This is a genomic window from Sandarakinorhabdus sp. (assembly GCF_031430775.1).
Lineage (GTDB): Bacteria > Pseudomonadota > Alphaproteobacteria > Sphingomonadales > Sphingomonadaceae > Sandarakinorhabdus.
Map to the genome: position 1 here is coordinate 11,681 of NZ_JANPCD010000175.1, position 23,145 is coordinate 34,825.

General features: G+C 66.0%; 18 protein-coding genes. 7 read left to right on the plus strand and 11 right to left on the minus strand.

Going from position 1 to position 23,145, the window contains the following annotated elements:
- Positions 1-55 precede the first annotated feature (55 nt).
- Both glgB and RMQ73_RS11435 read right to left on the minus strand, forming a co-directional pair.
- Positions 56-2,248 carry a 1,4-alpha-glucan branching protein GlgB gene (glgB, locus tag RMQ73_RS11430; protein ID WP_310498372.1) on the minus strand — a complete coding sequence of 731 codons (2,193 nt, stop codon included), beginning with the start codon at positions 2,246-2,248 and terminating at the stop codon, positions 56-58.
- On the minus strand, positions 2,245-4,659 hold the full coding sequence (locus RMQ73_RS11435; RefSeq protein ID WP_310498373.1) for a glycogen/starch/alpha-glucan phosphorylase: 2,415 nt from the start codon (positions 4,657-4,659) through the stop codon (positions 2,245-2,247). The genes glgB and RMQ73_RS11435 overlap by 4 nt, the downstream gene beginning before the upstream one ends.
- A 214-nt stretch (positions 4,660-4,873) precedes the next feature.
- Here RMQ73_RS11435 and malQ point away from each other — a divergent pair, with 214 nt between their 5' ends.
- Positions 4,874-6,859 carry a 4-alpha-glucanotransferase gene (gene malQ / locus RMQ73_RS11440; protein ID WP_310498374.1) on the plus strand — a complete coding sequence of 662 codons (1,986 nt, stop codon included), beginning with the start codon at positions 4,874-4,876 and terminating at the stop codon, positions 6,857-6,859.
- A gap of 7 nt (positions 6,860-6,866) precedes the next feature.
- On the opposite strand, the gene RMQ73_RS11445 is transcribed toward malQ, so the two are convergent.
- Positions 6,867-7,427: a TlpA disulfide reductase family protein gene (locus tag RMQ73_RS11445; RefSeq protein WP_310498375.1), complete on the minus strand. Its 561-nt coding sequence runs from the start codon at positions 7,425-7,427 to the stop codon at positions 6,867-6,869.
- A 284-nt stretch (positions 7,428-7,711) separates the two neighbouring features.
- Between RMQ73_RS11445 and argH the strand changes: the two genes are divergently transcribed.
- From argH to RMQ73_RS11470, 5 genes are read left to right on the plus strand one after another with little or no spacing between them, the layout of a single operon-like run.
- Complete coding sequence (argH, locus tag RMQ73_RS11450) at positions 7,712-9,076, plus strand: argininosuccinate lyase (RefSeq protein ID WP_310498390.1); 1,365 nt, start codon at positions 7,712-7,714, stop codon at positions 9,074-9,076.
- Positions 9,076-9,327 carry a hypothetical protein gene (locus tag RMQ73_RS11455; RefSeq protein ID WP_310498376.1) on the plus strand — a complete coding sequence of 84 codons (252 nt, stop codon included), beginning with the start codon at positions 9,076-9,078 and terminating at the stop codon, positions 9,325-9,327. Before argH ends, RMQ73_RS11455 begins: the two co-directional genes overlap by 1 nt.
- A 14-nt stretch (positions 9,328-9,341) precedes the next feature.
- The gene (gene lysA / locus RMQ73_RS11460; RefSeq protein ID WP_310498377.1) at positions 9,342-10,607 is read left to right on the plus strand and encodes a diaminopimelate decarboxylase; all 1,266 of its coding nucleotides are present in this window, start codon (positions 9,342-9,344) and stop codon (positions 10,605-10,607) included.
- A complete protein-coding gene (locus RMQ73_RS11465; protein WP_310498378.1) occupies positions 10,598-11,881 on the plus strand; it encodes an MFS transporter in 1,284 nt (427 codons plus the stop codon). The genes lysA and RMQ73_RS11465 overlap by 10 nt, the downstream gene beginning before the upstream one ends.
- Positions 11,882-11,884: 3 nt before the next feature.
- On the plus strand, positions 11,885-14,056 hold the full coding sequence (locus RMQ73_RS11470; RefSeq protein WP_310498379.1) for a penicillin acylase family protein: 2,172 nt from the start codon (positions 11,885-11,887) through the stop codon (positions 14,054-14,056).
- Positions 14,057-14,059: 3 nt separating this feature from the next.
- On the opposite strand, the gene RMQ73_RS11475 is transcribed toward RMQ73_RS11470, so the two are convergent.
- From RMQ73_RS11475 to RMQ73_RS11500, 6 genes are read right to left on the minus strand one after another with little or no spacing between them, the layout of a single operon-like run.
- Entirely contained in the window at positions 14,060-15,547 is a 1,488-nt protein-coding gene (locus RMQ73_RS11475; protein WP_310498380.1) for a M28 family peptidase, read from the minus strand.
- 55 nt (positions 15,548-15,602) lie between these two features.
- Positions 15,603-15,878, minus strand: a complete 276-nt coding sequence (locus tag RMQ73_RS11480; RefSeq protein WP_310498381.1) for an HPr family phosphocarrier protein — start codon at positions 15,876-15,878, stop codon at positions 15,603-15,605.
- A gap of 14 nt (positions 15,879-15,892) precedes the next feature.
- Entirely contained in the window at positions 15,893-16,294 is a 402-nt protein-coding gene (locus RMQ73_RS11485; protein WP_310498382.1) for a PTS sugar transporter subunit IIA, read from the minus strand.
- Positions 16,295-16,304: 10 nt separating this feature from the next.
- Positions 16,305-17,759, minus strand: coding sequence for an RNase adapter RapZ (gene rapZ / locus RMQ73_RS11490; RefSeq protein WP_310498383.1), 1,455 nt, complete (start codon positions 17,757-17,759; stop codon positions 16,305-16,307).
- Complete coding sequence (locus tag RMQ73_RS11495) at positions 17,759-19,414, minus strand: ATP-binding protein (RefSeq protein WP_310498384.1); 1,656 nt, start codon at positions 19,412-19,414, stop codon at positions 17,759-17,761. Before RMQ73_RS11495 ends, rapZ begins: the two co-directional genes overlap by 1 nt.
- Positions 19,296-20,042, minus strand: a complete 747-nt coding sequence (locus RMQ73_RS11500) for a response regulator transcription factor (protein WP_310498385.1) — start codon at positions 20,040-20,042, stop codon at positions 19,296-19,298. The genes RMQ73_RS11495 and RMQ73_RS11500 overlap by 119 nt, the downstream gene beginning before the upstream one ends.
- A 184-nt stretch (positions 20,043-20,226) precedes the next feature.
- On the opposite strand from RMQ73_RS11500, the gene RMQ73_RS11505 reads away from it, so the two are divergent.
- The gene (locus RMQ73_RS11505) at positions 20,227-21,834 is read left to right on the plus strand and encodes a phosphoenolpyruvate carboxykinase (protein WP_310498386.1); all 1,608 of its coding nucleotides are present in this window, start codon (positions 20,227-20,229) and stop codon (positions 21,832-21,834) included.
- 17 nt (positions 21,835-21,851) lie between these two features.
- Here RMQ73_RS11505 and RMQ73_RS11510 read toward each other — a convergent pair whose 3' ends face one another.
- Together RMQ73_RS11510 and RMQ73_RS11515 are read right to left on the minus strand one after the other, a co-directional pair.
- Positions 21,852-22,619 (minus strand): exodeoxyribonuclease III, encoded by a 768-nt coding sequence (locus tag RMQ73_RS11510; RefSeq protein ID WP_310498387.1) that lies wholly within the window; start codon positions 22,617-22,619, stop codon positions 21,852-21,854.
- The coding region (locus RMQ73_RS11515) for a DUF1295 domain-containing protein (RefSeq protein WP_310498389.1) at positions 22,616-23,145 on the minus strand (530 nt) is incomplete at its 5' end. The genes RMQ73_RS11515 and RMQ73_RS11510, both read right to left, overlap by 4 nt.

A 23,145-nucleotide genomic window follows, 5' to 3' on the forward strand; every position in this document is an offset into this window, starting at 1 on the left:
CCTCCCCACATGCCGCCGTCGCGGCTTTTTTACTTTTGCCGTCGTTGCGGGCTTTTCACGGCGCCGTATGTTCGGGCCTTGATCCGTCATATTCGAACATCAGCGTTGCCAGTGGCGGCAAGATGATGTGCGCAGCGCCGCCTGCCGCCGTGATGGCGCCCAGATTGCCCTGGCCGCTGCCGCCATAGCCATGCGCATCGCTGTTGAGCACTTCGCGCCAAAGGCCGTCGTGCGGCAAGGGCAGGCGATAATGATCGTGCAGCGCCGGGGTCATGTTGCTGATGACGGCCACCGGCTTTTCGCCCGGTGCCTTGCGCAGCCAGGCGAAAACCGAGTTTTGTCGGTCATCGGCAATCAGCCATTCAAAGCCTTCGGCCTCGCAGTCACGGGCATGCAGCGCCGGCTTTGCCTGATACAGATGGTTGAGATCGCGCACGAGGTTGCGCACCCCTTCGTGCATCGGCGCGGCGCGCAAATCCCAATCCAGCGCGCGTGCCTCGGACCATTCCCGCCGCTGGGCAAACTCCTGCCCCATGAACAGCAGTTTCTTGCCCGGATAGCCCCACATCATGCCGTAATAAGCGCGCAGATTGGCGAATTTTTGCCAATCATCGCCGCTCATCTTGGTCAGCAGCGAGCCCTTGCCGTGCACGACTTCGTCATGGCTCAAAGGCAGGACGAAATTCTCCGTGAATGCATAGACCAGCCCGAAGGTGATCTCGTCATGATGGTGGCGGCGGTGGACAGGATCGCGTGCCATGTATTGCAGCGTGTCGTGCATGAAACCCATGTTCCATTTGAACCCGAAGCCCAGCGCGGTGGAGCCGGGCGCATCGCCGTGCGCGGGGTGCGACACACCGGGCCAGGAGGTGGATTCCTCGGCGATCGTCATGATGCCGGCGTGGCTGGCGTACAGCGCCCGGTTCATGGCGCGCAACATGGCGACCGCGTCCCAGTTTTCGCGGCCGCCCTGTTCGTTGGGAATCCATTGGCCATTTTCGCGGCTGTAATCCCGGTACAGCATCGACGCCACCGCATCGACCCGAAACCCGTCGACATGGTAACGCTCGGCCCAGAAAAGGGCGTTGTTGACGAGGAAGCTCGCCACCTCGCGCCGACCGAAATTGTAGATTGCGGTGTTCCAGTCCGGGTGAAAGCCCAGCCTCGGGTCGTCATGTTCGTACAGCGCAGTGCCGTCGAACCGCGCCAGCCCGTGCGCATCGACCGGAAAATGCGCCGGCACCCAATCGATCAGCACGGACAACCCGGCGCGGTGGGCGCCATCGACGAACCGCGCAAAGCCGTCCGGCGCGCCAAAGCGCGCCGAAGGGGCATACAGCCCGGTGGCCTGATAGCCCCAGCTCGGATCATAGGGATGTTCCGAGACGGGGAGAAATTCGATGTGGGTGAACCCCATCTCGGCGACATAGGGGATCAGCCGCTGCGCCAGCGCGTCCCAGCTGAGAAACCAGCCGTTTTCGTCCAGCTGCCATGATCCGGGATGGACTTCGTAGACGGAAATGGGCTCGCGCCTCGGGTCGACGGCGGCCCAGTGCGCACGGTGCGCTGCATCGCCCCAATCGGGTTTATGGGGATCGGCTGTCAGCGATGCTGTCCGGGGGCGCAGTTCGGAGGCAAAGGCAAAGGGGTCGGCCTTGAGCGGCAGCACGGTGCCGTCCGGCCCGACAATGCGGTATTTATAGGCCCGGCCCGCGCCGATGTCGGGGATGAAGATTTCCCAGACACCGATATCCTGCCGCTTGCGCAGCGGGTGCCGGGTGCCGTCCCAATTGTTGAAATCGCCGACAACCGCGACATGCGCGGCATTGGGCGCCCAGACCGCAAAATGCACGCCCGGCGCGCCTTCATGCGTGATCAGATGCGCGCCCATCTTGTCGAACAGGCGCTGGTGGGTGCCTTGTGCGATCAGGAAATCATCCAGCGGCCCCAGCACGGGGCCAAAGCTGTAGGGATCGGTCACCCACCATTGATGGCCGCCGCCCGTGCACAGGTATTTGACCGGCTGCGGGCCGACCTTGGCCTGGCCTTCGAACAGGCCGCGATCATCGATGCGCGCCAGATCGGCAATCGGCATGCCGGCAAGATCGAAGGCCTGCGCGGTTTGCGCGCCGGGCAATATGGCGCGGATGAAGGCGCCGTCCGGGCCTTGGTGAAGGCCCAGCAGGGAAAACGGGTCCGCATGGGTGCCGGCCAGCAAGGCCTCGATTGCGGACCCGGGCGGCTTCACGATACCGCCCAGATCTCGCGGGCATATTCGGTGATCGTCCGGTCGGACGAGAACCAGCCGACATTGGCGATGTTGCGGATGATGGTGGATTGCCAGCCGACGCCGTCCTGCCAGCGCCGGTCGACCTGACGCTGGGCCTGGCTGTAGCTTTCGAAATCCGCCGCGACCATGAACCAGTCGCTGTCATAAAGCCCGTCCATCAACCCCCGGTAGCGCGCGGGATCGTCGGGCGAGAACACACCCGATGCGATGGCTTCCACGGCCTGGCGCAATTCCCTCGACCCTTCGATGATGCAGCGAGGATTATAGCCGTTGGCGCGCCCGGCGGCGACCTCGTCGGCGGTCAGGCCGAAGATGACGATGTTGTCGCGCCCGACATGTTCCATGATCTCGATATTGGCGCCATCGAGCGTGCCGATGGTGAGCGCGCCATTCAGCGCGAATTTCATGTTGCCCGTGCCCGACGCCTCCAGCCCGGCGGTGGAGATCTGTTCGGACAAGTCGGCGGCCGGAATAATCCGCTCGGCCATGGACACATTGTAGTTGGGCACGAACACGACCTTGAGCAGGTCGCCGACCGTTGGATCATTGTTGATCCGGCGCGCGATATCGCCCGCCAGTTTGATGATCAGCTTGGCGTTGTGATAGCTTGAGGCCGCCTTGCCTCCGAAAATCTTGACCCGTGGCACCCAGTCGATTTCGGGATGGCTGCGGATCTGGTCATACAGCGCGACTGTCTCGATGAGGTTCAGCAATTGCCGCTTGTATTCGTGGATGCGCTTGATCTGCACATCGAACATGGCATCGGGGTCGAGCCGTATCCCCATGAGCCCATGCAGATGATCGGACAAAGCGGCCTTGTTGGCGCGTTTGACTTGCAGGATCTTGTGACCAAGCTGTGCGTCGCCGGCCAGCGGGTTCAACGCCGACAGCTGCATTGCATCATCGAGAAAGGCATCGCCAATGGCCTCGCGGATGACGCCGGTCAGGCCCGGATTGCATTGCTGCAACCAACGCCGCGGCGTCACGCCATTGGTCTTGTTGTTGATCTTGTCGGGGTACAGCTTGTGCAGATCGGCAAAAACCGTGGTCTTCATCAATTGGGTGTGCAGCGCGGCGACGCCGTTGACACTGTGCGAGCCGGCAAAGGCCAGGTTGGCCATGCGTATGCGGCGATTCCCGCCCTCGTCGATCAGCGAGATTGCCGACACCTCGCCATCGGACATACCCTTGTCGCGCGCCTGTTTCAGCACGCCGCTGTTGATCTTGTAGACGATCTGCATGTGCCGGGGGAACAGCCGCTCGAACAGCGGCAGCGGCCAACTTTCCAGCGCTTCGGGCAAAAGGGTATGGTTGGTGTAGCCAAAGGTGCGGCAGGTCACGTCCCAGGCTTCGGCAAATTCCAGCCCGTGATCATCGACCAGCAGCCGCATCAGTTCGGCGACCGCAATCGCCGGATGGGTATCGTTGAGCTGGATCGCCGCCTTGTCCGGCAGGCTTCGGACATCGCCGACATATTGCACGTGCCGGCGCACGATGTCCTGGATCGACGCCGAGGTGAAGAAATACTCCTGCCGCAAGCGCAGTTCCTGCCCGGCCGCACTGGAATCGGCAGGATACAGCACGCGTACCAGCGCATCGGCACGCAGCACATCGACCAGCGCGCCCACATGATCGCCGGCATTGAACGCATCGAGCTTGATCGGATCGAGCGCATTTGCCGTCCATAGCCGCAGCGTATTGACGCGCCGGCCGCGCCAGCCGACCACGGGCGTATCGAAGGCGATGGCTTCGACCGCTTCGGCCGGCTGCCATCTGGCGCCGCCCGGCGTCATGACGACCTCGCCGCCGAACCCGATGCGATAGGCGCTTTCGCGCCGTTCGAACTCCCATGGGTTGCCGTGTGCAAGCCAGGTTTCCGGCAATTCGACCTGCCAGCCATCGTCGATGCGCTGGCGGAACATGCCGTTCACATAACGGATGCCATAGCCATAGGCAGGGATATCGAGACTGGCGAGGCTTTCCATGAAGCAGGCCGCCAGCCGGCCCAGCCCGCCATTGCCAAGCGCCGCATCAGGCTCCAGTTCTTCCAGTTCGGCCAGATCGATCCCGTGTTCGCGCAAGGCGCCGCGCATTTCGTCCGTCAGCCCCAGGTTGGACAGCGCATCGCGCAGCAGGCGACCGATCAGGAATTCAAGGCTGAGATAATAGACGCGCTTGCCTTCTGTTTCGTGGGTGCGCGATGTCGATTCGATCCAGCGATCGATGATGTCGTCGCGCAGGGCAAGCACGGTCGCCGCGAACCAGTCGTGATCCTTTGCCGCCTTTTCGTTCTTGCCGAGCCGTTGGCGCAGGACCGTGGTAATCCGCGCTTCGAACTGTTCGGACTTGAGGTCGGGATTGGCAGGCACGAACGGGATACTCCTGATATGTTGATCTTGCGCCCCGCCTTTACCGGTCCGCAGGGTTTGTGCCGATTGTCAGCTAGTTGTGCCCTTGGTCGCAAGCCTATGCCGGAGCAACGACAATGAGCAACTGCTTACACGGCACCGGCGCCGAATATTCATGTGCGGCGGCCGGAAACGGGTTGCATGCCCGGCCCGGGGGGGCGATGCAGAGGGCATCATGGCCGACGCTGTTTTGCATGACCTTCATTCGCTGTGTGATGCAGCAGGGGTTGCCCGCCACTGGCGCGATGTCGAGGGCCGCGATCAAACCACCTGCGATGACGCGCTGGCGGCCATCCTGCACGCGCTTGGCCACGAAACCGGCAGCAGCAACCAGATCGCGCACAGCATCGCGGCCCTGGCCGACACGGCGCGAGCCTGGCCAGCCATGATCGTCACGCAGGTCGGGATAACCACGGCGTTGCCCGGCGGCGCCGCACAAGCCGCATATGCCGAAATCATCGGGGAAGACGGGGTTGCCCGGCAGGTCACGGTGGCGAACGGCATGATCGAGGCGCCCGGTGTGCCTGGCTATCATCGGCTTGTCATCGGCGGCCGTGCGGTGACGCTGGCCGTCGCGCCCGCCCGGTGCCCGGTGCCCGCCGCCGATGGCCGCCGGATGTGGGGCACCGCCATACAGATTCCGGCCCTGCGCGGCGCGGCTCCGCGTGCCTTTGGGGGCTTCGCCGAGCTTGCCGATGCGGCACGCACATTGGCGGGACGCGGCTGTGATGCGATTGCCATCAATCCGGTCCATGCGATGTTTCCGGGTTCAGGGCAGGATTTCAGCCCCTATTCGCCATCGAGCCGCATTTTCCTCAACAGCGCGATGGGCGATCCGGCGCTGGTCGGCCTGCCGCCGCTGCCGCCGGGCGAAGCGGCCGGCTTGATTGACTGGCCCATCGCCCTGCCGCAGCGTCTGGCGCAATTGCGGGAAAGCTTTGCGGGCCTGCCGGACGAATTGCGCGCCCGAATTGCCGGTGAGGCCAAGGGCGATGACGCGCTGCGCCGCCACGCGACATTCGAAGCGCTGGATTGTCAGTTTCGGCCCCGAGGCTGCAATGGCTGGCGCGACTGGCCGGCGGAATTTCGCGATCCTGCCAGTGCCGCAGTGGCAGATTTTCGCGCTGCAAACAGCGCCGAAGTGGATTTTCACGTGTTTGCGCAGTGGCTCGCCCGCAAGGGCCTGGCCGCTGCCCAGCAGCAGGCGCGCGATGCCGGCATGGCCACCGGGCTGATCACCGATCTTGCCGTCGGCGTGCATCTGGCGGGCAGCGACACCTGGGCGCTACGCGATGCGATGCTGAACGGGCTGACCATCGGTGCGCCGCCCGATCCGCTTGGCCCCTTGGGGCAAAATTGGTGCATCACCGGCTTTTCACCCGATGGGCTGGCGCGCAGCGGCTATGGACCATGGCTGGACATGGTGCGGGCGGCGCTGCGATCCGCGGGCGGGCTGCGGATCGACCATGCCTTTGGGCTGGCGAGGCTGTGGGTCATTCCCGAGGGCGAGACATCATCCCGGGGCGCGTATCTGACCTATCCGTTTCTCGACCTGGTGCGGCTGCTGACGCTTGAAGCGCAGCGCGCGTCGGCGCTGATTGTCGCAGAGGATCTTGGCACCGCGCCGTCGGGGTTCACGCAGGCCGTGACGGACCGCAATATGCCGGGCATGCGCGTGCTGTGGTTCGAACGCGCCGCCGATGGCGGTTTCATCGGCGCGCATGATTATCCGGAGCATGGCGTCGCCATGACAGGCACGCATGACACGCCGACGCTGGCGGGATGGTGGTCGGGGCACGATCTCGATTGGGCCGAGGCGCTGCACCGGTTACCCGAAGGCGTCGACCGCGCCGGGGCCGAGGCGATTCGCGACTGGGACCGCGGCCTGCTCTGGTCAACGCTTGCGGGCGACAGCGAGCGACCCGCGCCCGGCGACACGGCGCCGCTGGTCGATGCCGCGCTGGCACATTTCGCGCGCACGCCCGCCGCCCTGGTGATCGTGCCGCTGGAGGACCTGCTGGGCGAAGCGGAACAGCCCAACCTGCCCGGCACCACGCACGAGCATCCCAACTGGCGCCGGCGCCTGGCGGTACCAATCGCCGAGTTGCTGGACGATGCCGCCTGTGCCAGGCGCCTGGATGTCCTGACTGCGCGGCGCTGAAGCCGGTTCAGCCTTCCAGCGCCTTTCTGACTTCGGGCGAATCCCATTTCAGCACGCCGGACACCCGCCAGATCTCGCGGCCCTGTTCGTCGTACAGGATGCTGACCGGCAGGCCGCGTGCCTTGACCGCCTCGGCATAACTGCCCGGCTGGTCGAGGCCGGTCTCGATATTCTTGAACTTGCCGGCCCAGAATTTGTCGACGACCTGCCAGCCTTCCATGTCCTGCGAAATCGGCAGCACCATCACCGGCGATTCTGCCGCCAGCCGGTCAAGTTCGGGCATTTCGGCGATGCACGGCGCGCACCAGGTTGCCCACAAATTGACCAGCATCCGCATGCCCTTGTGATCGGACAGCTTCTGCACAGCGCCGCCCTTCATTTCCCAGGTGACACCGGCGGGGCCAGGCTCGCCGGCATGGCTGCGGTCGATGGTGTTGAGGGCAGCGGGCGCAGCGGGTGCAGCGGGCGCGGCGGGCGTAGCAGCTTTGGCGGGGGCCTTTGCCGCTGGCGCCGTATCGCCGCAGCCCGTCAGCGCCAGACCAGCCAGAAGCATCACAGCAATCCGCATCACATCGTTCCTTTGCGCCATCATCACCTGCGGCGGGATAAACGGCGCAGTGGCGGGCGGCAAGCGGCTGTGGCACCACGTCCGCCACAGGCGCGCTGGGAGGGAGACGGCAAATGACGGTATCGCGGCGGGACACGCTGAAACTGGCGGCGCTTGGGGCAATCGGCGGCGCCGCTGCTTGCGAGGGACACGCCAATCCCGTATCGCGGGCGGGCAATTACGGGAGCGGAACCATCACCAGCGATATCGCCTCGCAGGCCGGCGGAGACGGCAGCGCCAACAGCCTGTGGGGCGGGCGTTTCGGCGCCGGGCCATCGGCGGTCATGCGCGAGATCAACGCATCGATCGGTGTCGACAAGCGGCTGTGGCGGCAGGATATCGCCGGCAGCCGCGCGCATGTCGCCATGCTGGGGGCGCGCGGCATTGTTGCGCCGGCCGATGTGGCGGCCATCGACAAGGGACTGGTGCAGATCGCCGCTGAATACGAGGCCGGCAAGCTCGTCGAGAATCTGGCGCTGGAGGATATTCACCTGCATGTCGAAACCCGGCTGAAGGAGATCATCGGGCCAGCAGCGGGCCGCCTGCACACGGCGCGCAGCCGCAACGACCAGGTGGCGGTGGATTTCCGGCTGTGGGTCAAGGCGGCGTGTGCCGAGGCCGATGCGGCGCTGGCCGGGCTGATCGGCGCGTTGCTGGTGCGCGCCGAGCAACACGCCGACACGATCATGCCCGGCTTCACGCACCTTCAGGTGGCGCAGCCGGTGACGCTGGGCCATCATCTGATGGCCTATGTCGAAATGCTGGGCCGCGACCGGGGCCGCTTTGCCGATGCGGCGCGGCGCATGGACGAATGCCCGCTGGGCGCCGCCGCATTGGCCGGCACCAGTTTTCCCATCGATAGGGCGATGACGGCAAAGGCGCTGGGCTTTGGCGGCCCGACGCGCAACAGCCTCGACAGCGTGTCGGACCGGGATTTCGCGCTGGAATATCTGGCCGCGACGCACATGACGGGGCTGCATCTGTCGCGGCTGGCCGAAGAAATGATCATCTGGGCGTCGCAGCCCTATGGCTTCGTCACCTTGCCCGATGCCTGGAGCACCGGCAGCAGCATCATGCCGCAAAAGCGCAACCCCGATGCCGCCGAACTGGTGCGCGCCAAGGCCGGGCAGTTCCTCGGCAGCTTCACCCGGCTGTCGGTGGTGATGAAGGGGCTGCCCTTGGCCTATTCCAAGGACATGCAGGACGACAAGGTGACGGTGTTTGCCGCGCATGACGATCTGGGCCTGTGCCTCGCCGCCATGAACGGCATGGTGGCATCGATCACCTTCAACCCCGTACGCATGCGCGCTGCGGCCAACAGCGGCTTTTCCACCGCGACCGACCTGGCCGACTGGCTGGTGCGGGCCGGCGGCGTGCCGTTCCGCGAAGCGCATGAAATCACTGGGCGCTGCGTCAAGGCCGCCGAGGCCAAGGGCAGCGACCTGAACGGCCTGACCAATGCCGAACTGGCCGCCATCGACGTGCGCATCACGCCGGCGGTGCGCGACGTGCTGTCGGTCGAAGCCAGCGTTGCCAGCCGCACCAGCTTTGGTGGCACCGCGCCGGCCAATGTGCGCGCCGCCATCGCTGCGGCCCGAAAGGCGCTGTGATGCGCGTGCCGGTCCCGGCTTTGGCATTGCTTGCGTCGCTGCTGCTGGTTGCGGCCTGCGGCAAGCAGGGCGCGCTGACGCCCGTTGGCCGCCCGGCGCCGGTGGCACCAGTGGGCACGATGCGCGCACCGTCGCCGCAGCAGATGCTGCGAACCGATGCCCAGGCAGCGCCGGCACGCATCGACGACCAGACCGGCCAGCTGCGCGATCGCGGCGAGGACCCGTTCAACCTGCCGCCTCCCAAGCGCTGACATCAGGGCATTCGATGGACCATTTCACCATGCGCGGCGGCGTCATGCACGCCGAGGATGTCAGCCTTGCCGTGCTGGCCGACAAGGTCGGCACGCCGTTTTATTGTTATTCCACTGCCACCATCGCCCGGCACTATGACGTGTTTGCCAGCGCCGTTGCCGGCCTGGGCAATGGCGATCCGCTGGTGGCCTTTGCCGTCAAGGCCAACCCCAATTTGTCGGTGCTGGCAACGCTGGCGCGGGCGGGCGCCGGCGCCGATGTCGTGTCGGGCGGCGAACTGGCGCGGGCGCTGGCTGCCGGCATTCCGGCATCGCGCATCGTGTTTTCCGGCGTCGGCAAGACCCGCCCCGAGCTGGCGATGGGCATCGAGGCCGGCATCCTGCAATTCAATGTCGAATCCGAAGCCGAGATCGAAATGCTGGCAGAGGTGGCACGCGACAAGGGCGCGGCGCCGGAACTGGCGATCCGCGTCAACCCCGCCGTGGACCCCGGCACCCATGCCAAGATTTCCACCGGCGGCTCCGAGGCCAAGTTCGGCATTCCCATCGGCCGCGCCGGCGCCGCCTTTGTGCAGGCCGCCGGCCATGCCCATCTGCGCCCCATCGGCCTGGCGGCGCATATCGGCAGCCAGCTGACCGATCTGTCGCCCATCGCGGACTGCATCGGGCGGCTTGGTGCGCTGGCCGGCGAATTGTCCGGGCTGGGCCATGCCGTGACCCGCATCGATGTCGGCGGCGGGCTGGGCGTGCCCTATCGCGCCGACCAGCCGGCACCGCCGGAACCCGCAGTCTATGCCGCCATGGTCGCGCAGGCGACGCGCGGCTGGAACCAGCGGTTGATGTTCGAACCGGGGCGCATGATCGTCGGCAATGCCGGCGTGATGGTGTCGCAGGTCATCCTGATCAAGCAGGGCGCGCAGCGGACGTTCGTGGTCGTCGATGCCGCGATGAACGATCTGCTGCGGCCATCGCTGTATGGCGCCTGGCACGACATTCGGCCCGTGCGCGACACCGAGGGGATGATGACGGCAACGGTCGTCGGCCCGGTGTGCGAAACCGGCGACACCTTTGCCGAGGACCGCGACATGGCCGCCGTGACGGCTGGCGATCTGGTGGCCTTCATGACGGCAGGCGCCTATGGCGCGACCATGGCCAGCACCTATAATTCGCGCAGCCTGGTGCCAGAAGTGATGGTCAATGGCAGCGACTGGGCCATCGTATCGGCGCGCAACGAGCCTGCCGCCATGTTGGCACTGGATACGCGGGCGCCGTGGCTATAGGGCCAGCGACAGTTGCGGTCGGCAATCGCCGGGTGCTGACGGCTTCGCTGGTCGGCACCGCCGTCGAATTCTATGATTTCTATATCTATGCGACCGCCGCCGCGCTGGTGTTCGGGCCGCTGTTCTTCCCGTCGGACAATCCGTCGGCGCAATTGCTCGCCAGCTATGCCAGCTTTGCCGTGGCGTTTGTCGCCCGGCCCATCGGCGCCCTGGTGTTCGGGCATTTCGGTGACCGGGTGGGGCGCAAATCCACGCTTGTGGCGTCGCTGCTGCTGATGGGCGGATCGACGTTTGCGATTGCGTTCCTGCCCACCCATGCCGCCATTGGCGTGGCGGCACCGCTGCTGCTGTGCCTGTTGCGGTTCGGGCAGGGGTTCGGGCTGGGCGGCGAATGGGGCGGCGCGGCGTTGCTGGCGGTCGAGCATGCGCCGCCGGGCTGGCGCGGGCGGTTCGGCATGTTCCCGCAATTGGGGGCACCGGTGGGGTTCATTGCCGCCAATGGCCTGTTTTTGCTGCTGGGGCTGTGGCTGAACGACAAGGACTTCCTGGACTGGGGCTGGCGGCTGCCGTTCCTGGCCAGTGCGCTGTTGGTCGGCATCGGGCTGTGGGTGCGGCTGCGCCTGACGGAAACGCCGGCGTTTGCTGCGATGCTGGCTCATGAACGCCCGCCGGCAGTGCCGCTGGGCGAATTGCTGCGGCTGCACTGGCGCCAGACGCTGTGCGGCGTGGCGGCGGCGGTGACGTGTTTTGCGCTGTTCTATATCGCCACGGTGTTTGCGCTGGGCCATGCCACAGGGCTGGGCTTTGCCCGCGAGGCGGTGCTGTCGGTGCAGTTGCTGGCGATCCTGTTCCTGGCCGCCGGCATTCTGCTCGCTGGCTGGCTGTCCGACAGGTTCAGCCCGCGCGCCGTGCTGATGGCGGGTTCGCTGGCCGCCGTGCTGGTGGGCGGCGCGCTGGGCCCGATGATGACGCTGGGCACGTTGCCGGGCATCGGCGGCTTTCTGGCGCTGGCGTTGTTCGTCATGGGCTTTGTCTATGGGCCGCTGGGCGCGTTCCTGCCGGGGCTGTTTCCGGCGCGCGTGCGCTATACCGGCGCGTCGGTGGCGTTCAACATGGGCGGCATCATTGGTGGTGGGCTGACGCCGGTGATCGCCCAGTCGCTGTCGCAGCAATATGGGCTGGCGTCAGTTGGCCTGTATGTCGCGGGCGCGGCGGGCGTCAGCCTTGCCGGCTTGCTGCTCTTGCCCAAAGGCGCGCACGCCGATACGCCTTAGGGCATGAAACACGCCGCAGCCCTTCTCGCCCTTTTCCTCAGCAGTGCCGGCTTTGCCGCCACCCCGCAGGAAACGGCGCGCTGGCAGGCGCGCGCTACCCGCGTCACCATCACCCGCGATGATTTCGGCATCCCGCACATCAAGGGCAGGCGCGATGCGGACGCGGTGTTCGGGATGATCTATGCGCAGGCCGAGGATGACTGGAACCGCGTCGAGACCAATTTCATAAACGCCCAAGGGCGCCTGGCCGAAACAGAGGGCGAAGCGGCGATCTGGCGCGACCTGCGGATGAAGCTGTTCATCGATCCGGTGCAGTTGCAGGCCGATTACGCCGGCAGCCCCGGCTGGCTCAAGGCGCTGTGCGAAGCCTGGGCCGATGCGCTGAACTTCTATCTGGCGCGGCACCCGGAGGTGAAGCCGCGCGTCATCGCGCATTTCGAACCCTGGATGGCGCTGTCGTTTTCCGAAGGATCGATCGGCGGCGATATCGAGAGCATCAACCTGGCGCGCTTGCAGGCGTTTTATACCGGGCAGCCGGTTGCCATGTCTGCGGCCGATACCGGCGCCGAACTGGTGGAGCCATCGGGGTCGAACGGCTTTGCCATCGGGCCATCACGCTCTGCCGATGGCCGGGCGATGCTGCTCATCAACCCGCACACGAGTTTCTATTTCCGGTCCGAAGCGCAGGTCGAGAGCGGCACCCGCCTGTCGGCCTATGGCGCATCGACCTGGGGGCAGTTCTTTGTCTATCAGGGCTTCAACCGCAATATCGGCTGGATGCACACATCGTCTGGCGTCGACAACATCGACGAATTCGCGCTGACCGTGGAACGCAAGAACGGCGCGCTGCACTATCTGTTCGGCACCGACTGGCTGCCGTTGGCGCAGCGGGTCATAAATGTCCCCTACAAGGCCGCCGATGGCACGATGGCGACGCGCAATTTCACCGTCTGGGCGTCGCGGCATGGCCCGGTGGTGCGCGCCGACAATGGCAAATGGATCGCGGTTTCGCTGATGCACCGGCCGGTCAAGGCGCTTGAGCAGAGTTACCTGCGGACCAAGGCGCGCGACCTGACGGGCTTCATCGCAGCGTCCGACCGCCGCGCCAACAGCTCCAACGCGACGCTGTTTGCCAGCAGCAAGGGCGAGATCGCCTATCTCCACCCGCAGTTCGTGCCGGTGCGGGACAACCAGTTCGATTACCGCAAGCCTGTCGATGGCAGCGACCCGCGCACGGCATGGGCCGGCGAACATTCGGTCACACAGCTACCCAATGCCATCAATCCGGCGTCGGGATTTGCCTTCAACGTCAACAACTGGCCATGGACTGCCGCCGGGCCTGACAGTCCCAAGCAAAAGGATTTCCCGCGGTACATGGATTCGGCGGGTGAAAACCCGCGCGGGCCGAACGCGCTGCGGCTGTTGTCCGGCGCGAACAATCTTGATCTCGATGGGCTGATTGCAGCGGCCTATGACCCGTATCTGACCGCCTTTGCCGACCTGGTGCCGGGGCTGGTCAAGGCATTCGACGCGCTGCCGGCCGGTAATGTGCAAGGCGCGCGGCTGGCGGGGCCGGTTGCCGCCCTGCGCGCCTGGGATTTCCGCACATCGGAATCCAGCGTGCCGATGAGCCTGGCGGCGTTCTGGGGCGATGAACTGGTCAAGCGGTTTGGTGAAAAGGCCAAAAGCGATGACGAACCGGTGGTGCCATGGCTGGTCGCCAATGCCAGCGACATCGACCGGCTGGCGGCGCTGGATGCAGCGGTCACGCGGCTGACAGCGGATTTTGGTCGCTGGGACATGGCCTGGGGCGAAATCAACCGTTTCCAGCGGCTGACCGCCAACGTCAGCCAGACCTATGACGATGCCCAGCCGTCGATCCCGATCGGCTTTGCCTCGGGGGCCTGGGGCAGCCTTGCCAGCTTCGGCGCTCGCCCGCGCGCCGGCACCAAGCGGTGGTACGGCGATTATGGCAACAGCTTTGTCGCCGTGGTGGCGTTCGGCAAGACGCAGGACGCGCGCGCCGTCCATGCCGGCGGGCAGAGCGGCCACCCTGAAAGCGGGCATTTCACCGACCAGGCGCAGCGGTATCGCAGCCATGCCTTGCGCCCGGTGTATCTGGATGAGGCCGAGCTGAAAAAGCACAGCGTGCGGACGTACCGGCCGGGGGAATAAGGCCTATTTCAGCATCTTGGGCCGTTCCGGGGCATTGGCGACGGCGGCGACATAGGCGGTGAAGAAGCGGTTGAAATCGCGCGCGCCGTCCATGTCGAAAGGCTGGTCCGGCCCGTCCTGCGGGCGGTGGTAACGGCGCACGGCCCAGTCACGCGCCAGTTTTTCCTCAAGGCTGCCGGAGTCATAGGCAAACAGGAAATTGCTGGCCGGGATGCCGGTGGACAGGAACGGCCAATGGTCGGCGCGGGTGTTAAGCGCGCGCTCCGGCTCCTTGTCGGGGCGCAGCGCGATCTTCATCGGCTTGGTAACGGCGGCGGCGATGGCTCCAAGGCTGGTGTTGGACAAGCCGTGCATGGTCAGCGCCTTGAGCGGGAACAGCGGCCGCAACTGGTCGAGGTTGAGCACGGCGGCGATGCTTGCGCGCGGCACGTTCGGATGTTCGAGGAACCAGCGCGCGCCCAGCAGGCCCTTTTCCTCGCCGGTGAAGGCTGCAACCAGCAATGGCCGGGCAAAGCCCTTGCCGCGCCGCTGTTCCGCGATGCGCACGATCAGCGCCACATAGGCGGCATCGTCGAACATGCCGTTGTAGATGGCATCGCCGGCCACCGCCTCTCCTCGGCCAAAGCCGTCGATATGCGCCGAGATGACGACCATCTGGTCCTTCAGTGCCGGATTGGTGCCGGGCAGCAGCGCCAGCACCTGCTCGCTGGCGAAATCGCGGCTGGAAATGCTCAGCCGCGCCGAAAACCGCGCCGGCACATCAAAATTGTCGAGTGGGCGTTTCAGCCCGCCGTCGGTGAGAATGGCCGCCGCCAGCCGGCCACTGCCGGCAATCAGCGAGGCAAGTGATGCGGGGTTCAGGCGGAACTGCGGCAGGCCGCTGGGGTGCGGCGAACCGGCCAGCGTCACGGTGCGGGCATAGGCCAGCGGCCAGGTCGGCGGTTCGAGATTGAACCCGGGATCATCGACGGTGATCATCGCCGCCGCGCCCGAAGCGGTGACAGCGGCCAGCCGTGCAGCGGCGCCCGGCAGGCCGGCACGCCGGGTGCCGAAGCAGATCGCGGCCTTGCCGGCCATGGCGACACCAAGCTCGGCCGCGCTGCAATATCCGGCAAAACGCATCGGCAGGTCGAGCGCGGCCGGCAGGCCCGAAGCGGCGCGCACGGAGATATCGTGGAGGAAGCGCAAGGGCACCGCGCTGCCATCGGGCTCGCGTACCTCGAACTCGGCGGCGGTCACGGTCACATCGTGCATCGGCACGGCTTGCAGAAAACTGCCGTTGTCGCCGGCGGGTTTCAGCCCGGCCTTTTCCAGCCGCTGCGCCACCAGTGCGGACGCGCGGGCATGGCCGGGGCTGCCGCTGTCGCGCCCTTCCATGCTGTCATCCGAAAGGGTGCGGGCGAGCGACAGCCAGGCGCGGGTTTCGGCGTCGGGACCCGCAAGGGCCGGGGCGGCGAATGTCAGGCAAAAGGCAAGGAGAGCGGCGCGCATGCCAGCCATCAAGGGCCAAATCGCAGGCTTGGCAAGGGCCGGGGAACGAGAGCGATCAGTCCTCGCCGAATTTGTCGAGCACCAGTCCTGACAACTTGGCGACCGCAGCTTCGGCATCGGGGCCGGTAGCGGCGATTTCGATGCTGCTGCCCATGGCGGCGGCAAGCATCATCAGGCCCATTATCGAGGTGCCGGTGACGCTGGAGCCGTCATGGCTGACGGTGACTTCGGCGTCGAAGGTGGAGGCAAGCGTCACGAACTTGGCGCTGGCGCGCGCATGCAAGCCGCGCCGGTTGGTGATCGGCACGCTGACCGGCCCGGCGGAGGACACAGGCGCGTCCAGGCTCAGGCTGCTTCGCCAAGCATGCGCGAGGCAACGGCGATATATTTGCGCCCCGCCGCCTGCGCTGCATCGACGGCGGCTGCCACGGCCATGGTGCGGCGCACGCTGGCCAGTTTGATGAGCATCGGCAGGTTGACGCCGGCAATCACCTCGACATTTGGCGCCAGCAACGAAATGGCAAGGTTGGAGGGCGTGCCGCCGAACATGTCGGTCAGGATGATGACGCCCTGCCCGGAATCGGTGGCGCGCACCGCCTCGGCAATGTCGGCGCGCCGCAATTCCATGTCATCATCGGCGGCAATGCAGATGGCAGCCACATGTTCCAGAGGCCCGACGACATGCTCTGTCGCGGCCAGAAATTCGGCGGCTAGCCGACCATGTGTGACGAGCACCAGACCGATCATGAAGTCGCGGTCACTTGCGCAAGCCGGCGGCGTTGTCAATGGCCTCGGCGGCGACCGGAGGCCGGGAGTTGCCGGAAATGGGCGTCTGGGGATCGCCTGCAAGCAACGCCGCGTCATGCCCCTGAATGGCGACATCGCGGTGGACCAGCGCGGCGGGATGCCCGGCTGCCGACAGGCGCAGCGCCAGTTCGGCGGCAACCGCGACGCTGCGATGGCGGCCGCCGGTGCAGCCGATGGCAATGGTCAGGAACGCCTTGCCTTCACGGGCATAGCCGGGGAGCAGCGTCGCAATGAGGTCGGTGATCCGGTCCACTGCCGGAGCATAGGCCGGGTCAGCCGCCACGAACGCGGCCACTGCCGGGTCTTCGCCGGTCAAAGGACGCAGAGCTACATCCCAGTGCGGGTTGGCGAGAAAGCGCACATCGAAGACAAGATCGGCATCGCGCGGCAACCCCTGGGCAAAGCCGAAGGACATGATCGTCACCGCCATGCCGGCGCTGCGGGCCATGCCCAGACGTTCGGACACGGTGCGCCGCAGGTCGGTGACCGACATATCACTGGAATCGATGACAAGATCGGCCCAGCGGCGCAGCGGTGATGTCAGCAGGCGTTCGCCCTCGATGCCATCGGCGGGCGGGCGGTCGGGCGTCAGCGGGTGGCGGCGGCGCGTTTGCGAATAGCGGCGTTGCAGGACATCATCGCCGGCATCGACATACACCAGCCGGATGTCCAGCCCGCCCGAGCGCAAGGCGCGGATACGCTGCACCAACGCTTCGGCGTCGAAGGCGCGGGTGCGGATGTCGATGCCCAATGCCAGTGGCCGGTCCGGCGCATCGGCGGCCAGCAGCGAGTCCACCAGCCCGAGCGGCAGATTGTCCACCGCCTCGTACCCTTGATCCTCCAATGCCTTGAGGACCGTGGATTTGCCGGCGCCGGACATGCCGGAAATGATGAGCAGCGGGGGAGACGAGTCGGACACTGATGACTTGTGCGCTGCAAGGCCGTGGCTTGCCAAGGCCCACGCCGCCGTTTTTTCAAGGGCGGCAACCGCCCTTTGGGCGCGCTGCGGCGCCGAAACATCAAAGGCGGCAAAGCCGATGACCGGCACCGCAACGCCGACAAAATCGCGGCGCTGCGGATCGGGCAGGCGATCGGGCGGCAGCGCCAGGTCCAGCGCGAGGCCAATCGCCGCCGGCGCGGTCGGTTCGGGGACGATACCGACGCCGCGCACTTCCAGCAGGCCGGCCAGCGGCGCCGGCGCCGACGCCCATAGCACGCCGCCCCGGACTTCCAGCACCACCCGGTCATCGGCCACCAGTCGCCAGCCGGCCGCGACCAGCCGCAGCGCCAGATCGGACTTGCCGGCCCCAGATGGCCCCAGCAGCAGCACGCCGGCACCGCCATATGCCACCGCCGTGGCGTGAATGGTCGGCGCCGCCGCCTTGGCGGGAACATCGGGAACCATCAGGCCGCCGGCAGCAGCGCGCGGAACAGGGCGCCGCCGCCCGGTGCATCGTCCACTTCGATGCGGCCGCCATGGGCATGGATGATCGATGCCGCGATCGACAGGCCCAGCCCGGAATGGCGGCCGAAATCCTCGGCCTCGGGGCGTTCGGAGTAAAAGCGCCGAAAGATGTCGGCGCGATTGGCAGGCGGCACGCCGGGGCCCTGGTCGGCGATGGACAAGGCCACCGTGTCGCCATCGCTGGCCACGCCCAATGTCACGGTGCCGCCATCGGGGGAAAAACTGATGGCATTGTCGATGAAACCGCGCAGCACCTGGGCGAGCCGGCCGGCGTCGCCGTGCACGAATGCACTGCCATCGGTGCCGGCAAAGGCCAGACGCACGCCGCGCGGCTGTGATGACAGGCCATAGGCGGCGACCAGCCCGCGCGCCAAGGCCATGGCATCGACCAGCTCGAAGCCGGTGCGCGACAGTTCTGCATCGAGGCGGCTGGCATCGGCGATGTCGCTGATCAACCGGTCGATGCGGCCGACATCGTCGCGGATGACGGTCAGCAGCCGTTCGCGCAGTTCCGGCCTTTCGACGGTTTCCAGCACGTCGACGGCGCTGCGGAGCGACGCCAGCGGATTTTTCAGCTCGTGCGCAACATCGGCGGCAAAGGCTTCGGTGGCGTCGATCTGGCGGCGCAGGGCAATCGACATGTCGGAAATGGCACGGGCCAGCGCGCCGATTTCATCGCTGCGTTCGGGCAGGCGCGGCACCACCACCTCGCGGCTGCGGCCCAGCCGGACGCGGTGCGCGGCAATGGCCAGCATCCGCAAGGGCCGAACGATGGTGCGCGCCAGAAACAACGACAGGAACAGCGTCAGCGCCGTGACGCTGGTGAGCAGCCATGCCGACGTCAGCCGCTCGGCGCGCAGCACCTGGGTCAGGTCATCGGCGCTGTCGGTGAGGTGGACAGTGCCGCCGCCGGTCACGGGCGCGGCGGCGGTCAGCACGAAATCACCATCGGCGGCGCGGCGCAGCAGGGTCACGGCGCGGGCGCTGCGCTGCGCCTGCGCAATTTCCGGCCAACGAGCCGCAGTGTCGGGCGCGGTTTCGGCATAGGGCGCCAGCGCCCGGAACGAGACAGCGCCTTCGAGCAGGCGGTCCACCCATTTGGCCGATGCCCGGCGCCAGCTGTCGCCGGCCGGATCCGCGATGGTGAAGCGCCGCGTTGCCGCCCGGCGCCAGTTGTCGGCCAGAAGCCGGCCGTCATCGGCATACAGGCGCACCCGCGTGCCGCGTGCAAACGACCGCCCTTCGAGCAGCGGGACCTTTTCCTCGGGGTGCATGCCGCCTTCGAAGCCCGCAATCGTTTCGGCCTGGGCGGCAAGCGAGACGGACCGGTCACCCAGCAGCCGGGCGCGCACCGTGTCGAGATACAACAGCATGATCGCCAGTACGATGACGGCCACCAGATTGACGGCAAAGATGCGCGCGCGCAGCGAGGCAAAGCCCAGACCCCGCCGCCATTCCTGGACCTCGGCGGGGATCCTATTCCTCGTTGAAGCGGTAACCGACGCCATAGAGCGTCTCGATAGCCTTGAACTGGTGATCCACAACCCGGAATTTCTTGCGAAGCCGCTTGATGTGGCTGTCGATGGTGCGGTCATCGACATAGGTGTCATGGCTGTAGGCGGCGTCCATCAGCTGGTCGCGCGATTTCACGAATCCGGGCCGCTGCGCCAGGGTTTCGAGGATCATGAATTCGGTAACCGTCAGCGCGACATCGCCCCGCCGACCTTCGCCCGCATCCCAGATCACGCGGTGGCGCGCCGGGTCCATGCTCAGCCGGCCGCGCGTGATCGGTTCGGCAACCGGCGTTTCGCCGGGTACATCGACGACGCGGCGGTTGGCGACGCGGCGCAGCACGGCGCGAATGCGCTCGATCAGCAGACGCTGGCTGAACGGCTTGCCGATATAATCGTCGGCGCCCATGGCCAGGCCCAGCGCCTCGTCGATCTCGGTGTCCTTGGAGGTCAGGAAAATCACCGGCACATCGGATTTCTCGCGCAGGCGGCGCAGCACTTCCATCCCGTCCATGCGCGGCATCTTGATGTCGAGCACGACGAGATCGGGGACGTTTTCCAGCAATGCCCGCAGCGCCGTGTCGCCATCGGCATACATGCGCACGACAAAGCCTTCGGATTGCAGGGCAATCGACACCGAGGTCAGGATATTGCGATCGTCATCGACCAGCGCGATGACCGGCGGAGATGCCTGGGGAGGATGCAGGGTCATGGCGCTGCTTGTCGCGCCGGCGCAGCGCAATGGCAAGCACGCATTGCCGCGCCGGCGCACCAAGGTTTTGACGGAATGTCATGCGTTCGCTATGCGCCAGAGCCAACAGGTGCAGCGGCCGAATCCGGCCGCAAGAGCCGGATGTTTTGGCGGTCTTCGTGCCGCCTTTGGGAAGGATTGCCGCGTGCCTTCAGTGATTGTTTCAAATCATGGTCTTGCTGCGCAGGGCTATGAGACCGCCGCGGCGACGCATTGGAACCTGGGCACGGCGCCATTGGTCGAATTGGCGGTGACTCGCGGCGAGGGCCTGTTGTCACGCCACGGCGCTCTAGTGGTGGAAACCGGCAAGCACACGGGCCGCAGCGCCAATGACAAGTTCATCGTCCGCGATGCCGAGACCGAAGGCACCATCTGGTGGGACAAGAACAAATCGATCACGCCGGCGCAATTCGCTGCGATCAAGGCCGATTTCCAGACCGCGCTGGCCGGCAAGGATGACCTGTTCGTGCAGGACCTGTTCGGCGGTTCCCAGCCGGAACACCGGGTCAAGGTGCGCGTCATTACCGAATTCGCCTGGCACAGCCTGTTCATCCGCACGCTGCTGGTGCGTCCGGAGCTGGCCGATCTGGCCGATTTCCTGCCTGAATACACCATCATCGACCTGCCAAGCTTCAAGGCCGATCCGGTCCGCCATGGCTGCCGCAGCGAAACCGTCGTGGCGGTGGATTTTGCCGGCAAGACCATATTGATCGGCGGCACCGCCTATGCCGGCGAGATGAAGAAGTCGGTGTTCTCGATCCTGAATTACCTGCTACCACTCAAGGGCGTCATGCCGATGCATTGTTCGGCCAACATTGGCCCCGATGGCGACACGGCGATTTTCTTCGGCCTGTCGGGCACCGGCAAGACGACATTGTCGGCCGACGCCAGCCGCACGCTGATCGGTGATGACGAACATGGCTGGTCGGATACGGCGGTCTTCAATTTCGAAGGCGGCTGCTATGCCAAGGTCATCCGCCTGTCGGCCGAGGCCGAGCCGGAGATTTACGCCACGACGCAGCGTTTCGGCACCGTGCTGGAAAATGTCGTCATCGATCCGGTCAGCCGCGAAATCGACCTTGATGACAACAGCCTGGCCGAGAACAGCCGGGGCAGCTATCCCATCGATTTCATTCCTAACGCCAGCGACGACAATCTTGGCCCGGTGCCGCGCAATGTCATCATGCTGACCGCCGATGCGTTCGGCATCCTGCCGCCGATTTCCAAGCTGACGCCGGACCAGGCCATGTACCATTTCCTGTCGGGCTATACCGCCCGCGTCGCCGGCACCGAGATCGGCGTGACCGAGCCCGATGCGACGTTCTCGACCTGCTTTGGTGCGCCGTTCATGCCGCGCCATCCGTCGGTCTATGGCAATCTGCTCAAGGAACGCATTGCCAAGGGCGGCGTCGATGTCTGGCTGGTCAACACCGGCTGGACCGGCGGCGGCGCCGGCACCGGCGGGACCGGCACGCGCATGCCGATCAAGGTGACGCGCGCGCTGCTGAATGCGGCGCTGGATGGCAGCTTGAAAACGGCGGAATTCCGCACCGACGAAAATTTCGGCTTTGCCGTGCCTGTGTCGGTGCCAGATGTTGATTCGCGCCTGCTCGACCCGCGTTCGACATGGGCGGACGGCGCCGAATATGACGCCAAGGCCAAGGCGCTGGTCGGCATGTTCATCGCCAATTTCGCGCCCTTTGCCGATCACGTCGATGCCGGCGTGATGGACAGCGCGCCCAAGGCTGCCTGAACCTCAGCGGCTTGAGCCTAGCGGAGGTCGACCCACGCCGGTGCATGATCGCTGGCGCGTTCGGCGCCGCGCACCGCCTTGTCGACACCGGCATCGACCAGCCTGTCAGCGGCGGCGGGCGAGAGCAGCAGATGGTCGATGCGAAAGCCATGGTCACGCGGCCAGGCGCCGGCCTGATAGTCCCAGAAGCTCCAGATACCGCCGACCGGGTGCAGGCTGCGCACGGCATCGGTCCAGCCCTGCCATAGCAGCGCGCGATAGTGCGCGCGCGATTGCGGCTGCATCAACGCATCATCGGCCATGGCGGCGGGTGACCAGATGTCGTCATCATTGGGGACAACATTGTAGTCGCCGGCCAGCACCACTGGGCCGCCGGCCGCCAGCAGGCCGCGCGCATGATCGGCCAGCCGCGCCATCCAGGCGAGTTTGTAATCGAATTTCGGCCCCGGTTGCGGATTGCCATTGGGTAGATAGATGGACGCGACGCGCACCCCGTCCACTTCGGCTTCGAGGTAGCGCGACTGTTCGTCGGCATCGTCGCCGGGCAGGCCGCGCTGCGTTTCGGTTGCCGGGCTGCGGCTGAGGATCGCGACGCCGTTGAAGCCTTTCTGGCCATGGACGAGGCAATGGTAGCCCGCGTCCTTCAGCACATCGACCGGAAAATTTTCGCTGATCGTCTTGATTTCCTGCAAGCAGGCGACATCGGGCTGGAACGCCGCCAGCCATTCGAGCAGGCGCGGCAACCGGGCGTTGGTGCCGTTGATATTGAACGTCGCGATTTTCATGCGCTTGCCTTTGGCGGCCATGGCAGGAAGCCCGATGTGCGGGCGATGTAGTCGGCATAGCCGGGACGGGATTTGCCCAGCGATTTTTCCAGTATCGGCTTGCCGCTCCAGCGGGTCAGGGTCCAGGTCAGGAACACCGGCGACAACACGCTCCATCCGCCGGTGCCGGCCGCCATGGCCACCAGCCAGATGCCCCACCACGTCACCGCGTCACCGAAATAATTGGGGTGGCGCGTGTACCGCCAAAGACCGGTATCGAGCACCTGGCCCTTTTTGGCGGGGTTTGCGCGAAATGCCTCCAGTTGCATGTCGGCGACGGTTTCAAAGACGATGCCGGCCAGTGCGACCGCAATGCCGGCGATGGCCAGCGGGCCGAGAGCGGCGCCGTGATCCGCCAGCAGCCCGGCCTGTGCCGGCAGCGATGCGAACCACAAAAGCGGCCCTTGCAGGCCGAATACCATGACCAGCGCGGCGGTGGAAAAGGTCCAGCCGCGCGATTTCATGGCGCCGGCCATGATCTTTTCAT

Excerpts from the sequence above, each read along its gene's own strand:
- malQ (WP_310498374.1), top strand. The coding sequence starts at position 4,874 with ATGGCCGACGCTGTTTTGCATGACCTTCATTCGCTGTGTGATGCAGCA.
- RMQ73_RS11445 (WP_310498375.1), bottom strand. The coding sequence starts at position 7,427 with ATGCGGATTGCTGTGATGCTTCTGGCTGGTCTGGCGCTGACGGGCTGC.
- RMQ73_RS11455 (WP_310498376.1), top strand. The coding sequence starts at position 9,076 with ATGCGCGTGCCGGTCCCGGCTTTGGCATTGCTTGCGTCGCTGCTGCTG.
- lysA (WP_310498377.1), top strand. The coding sequence starts at position 9,342 with ATGGACCATTTCACCATGCGCGGCGGCGTCATGCACGCCGAGGATGTC.
- RMQ73_RS11470 (WP_310498379.1), top strand. The coding sequence starts at position 11,885 with ATGAAACACGCCGCAGCCCTTCTCGCCCTTTTCCTCAGCAGTGCCGGC.
- RMQ73_RS11475 (WP_310498380.1), bottom strand. The coding sequence starts at position 15,547 with ATGCGCGCCGCTCTCCTTGCCTTTTGCCTGACATTCGCCGCCCCGGCC.
- RMQ73_RS11485 (WP_310498382.1), bottom strand. The coding sequence starts at position 16,294 with ATGATCGGTCTGGTGCTCGTCACACATGGTCGGCTAGCCGCCGAATTT.
- rapZ (WP_310498383.1), bottom strand. The coding sequence starts at position 17,759 with ATGGTTCCCGATGTTCCCGCCAAGGCGGCGGCGCCGACCATTCACGCC.
- RMQ73_RS11495 (WP_310498384.1), bottom strand. The coding sequence starts at position 19,414 with ATGACCGCACCATCGACAGCCACATCAAGCGGCTTCGCAAGAAATTCC.
- RMQ73_RS11500 (WP_310498385.1), bottom strand. The coding sequence starts at position 20,042 with ATGACCCTGCATCCTCCCCAGGCATCTCCGCCGGTCATCGCGCTGGTC.
- RMQ73_RS11510 (WP_310498387.1), bottom strand. The coding sequence starts at position 22,619 with ATGAAAATCGCGACGTTCAATATCAACGGCACCAACGCCCGGTTGCCG.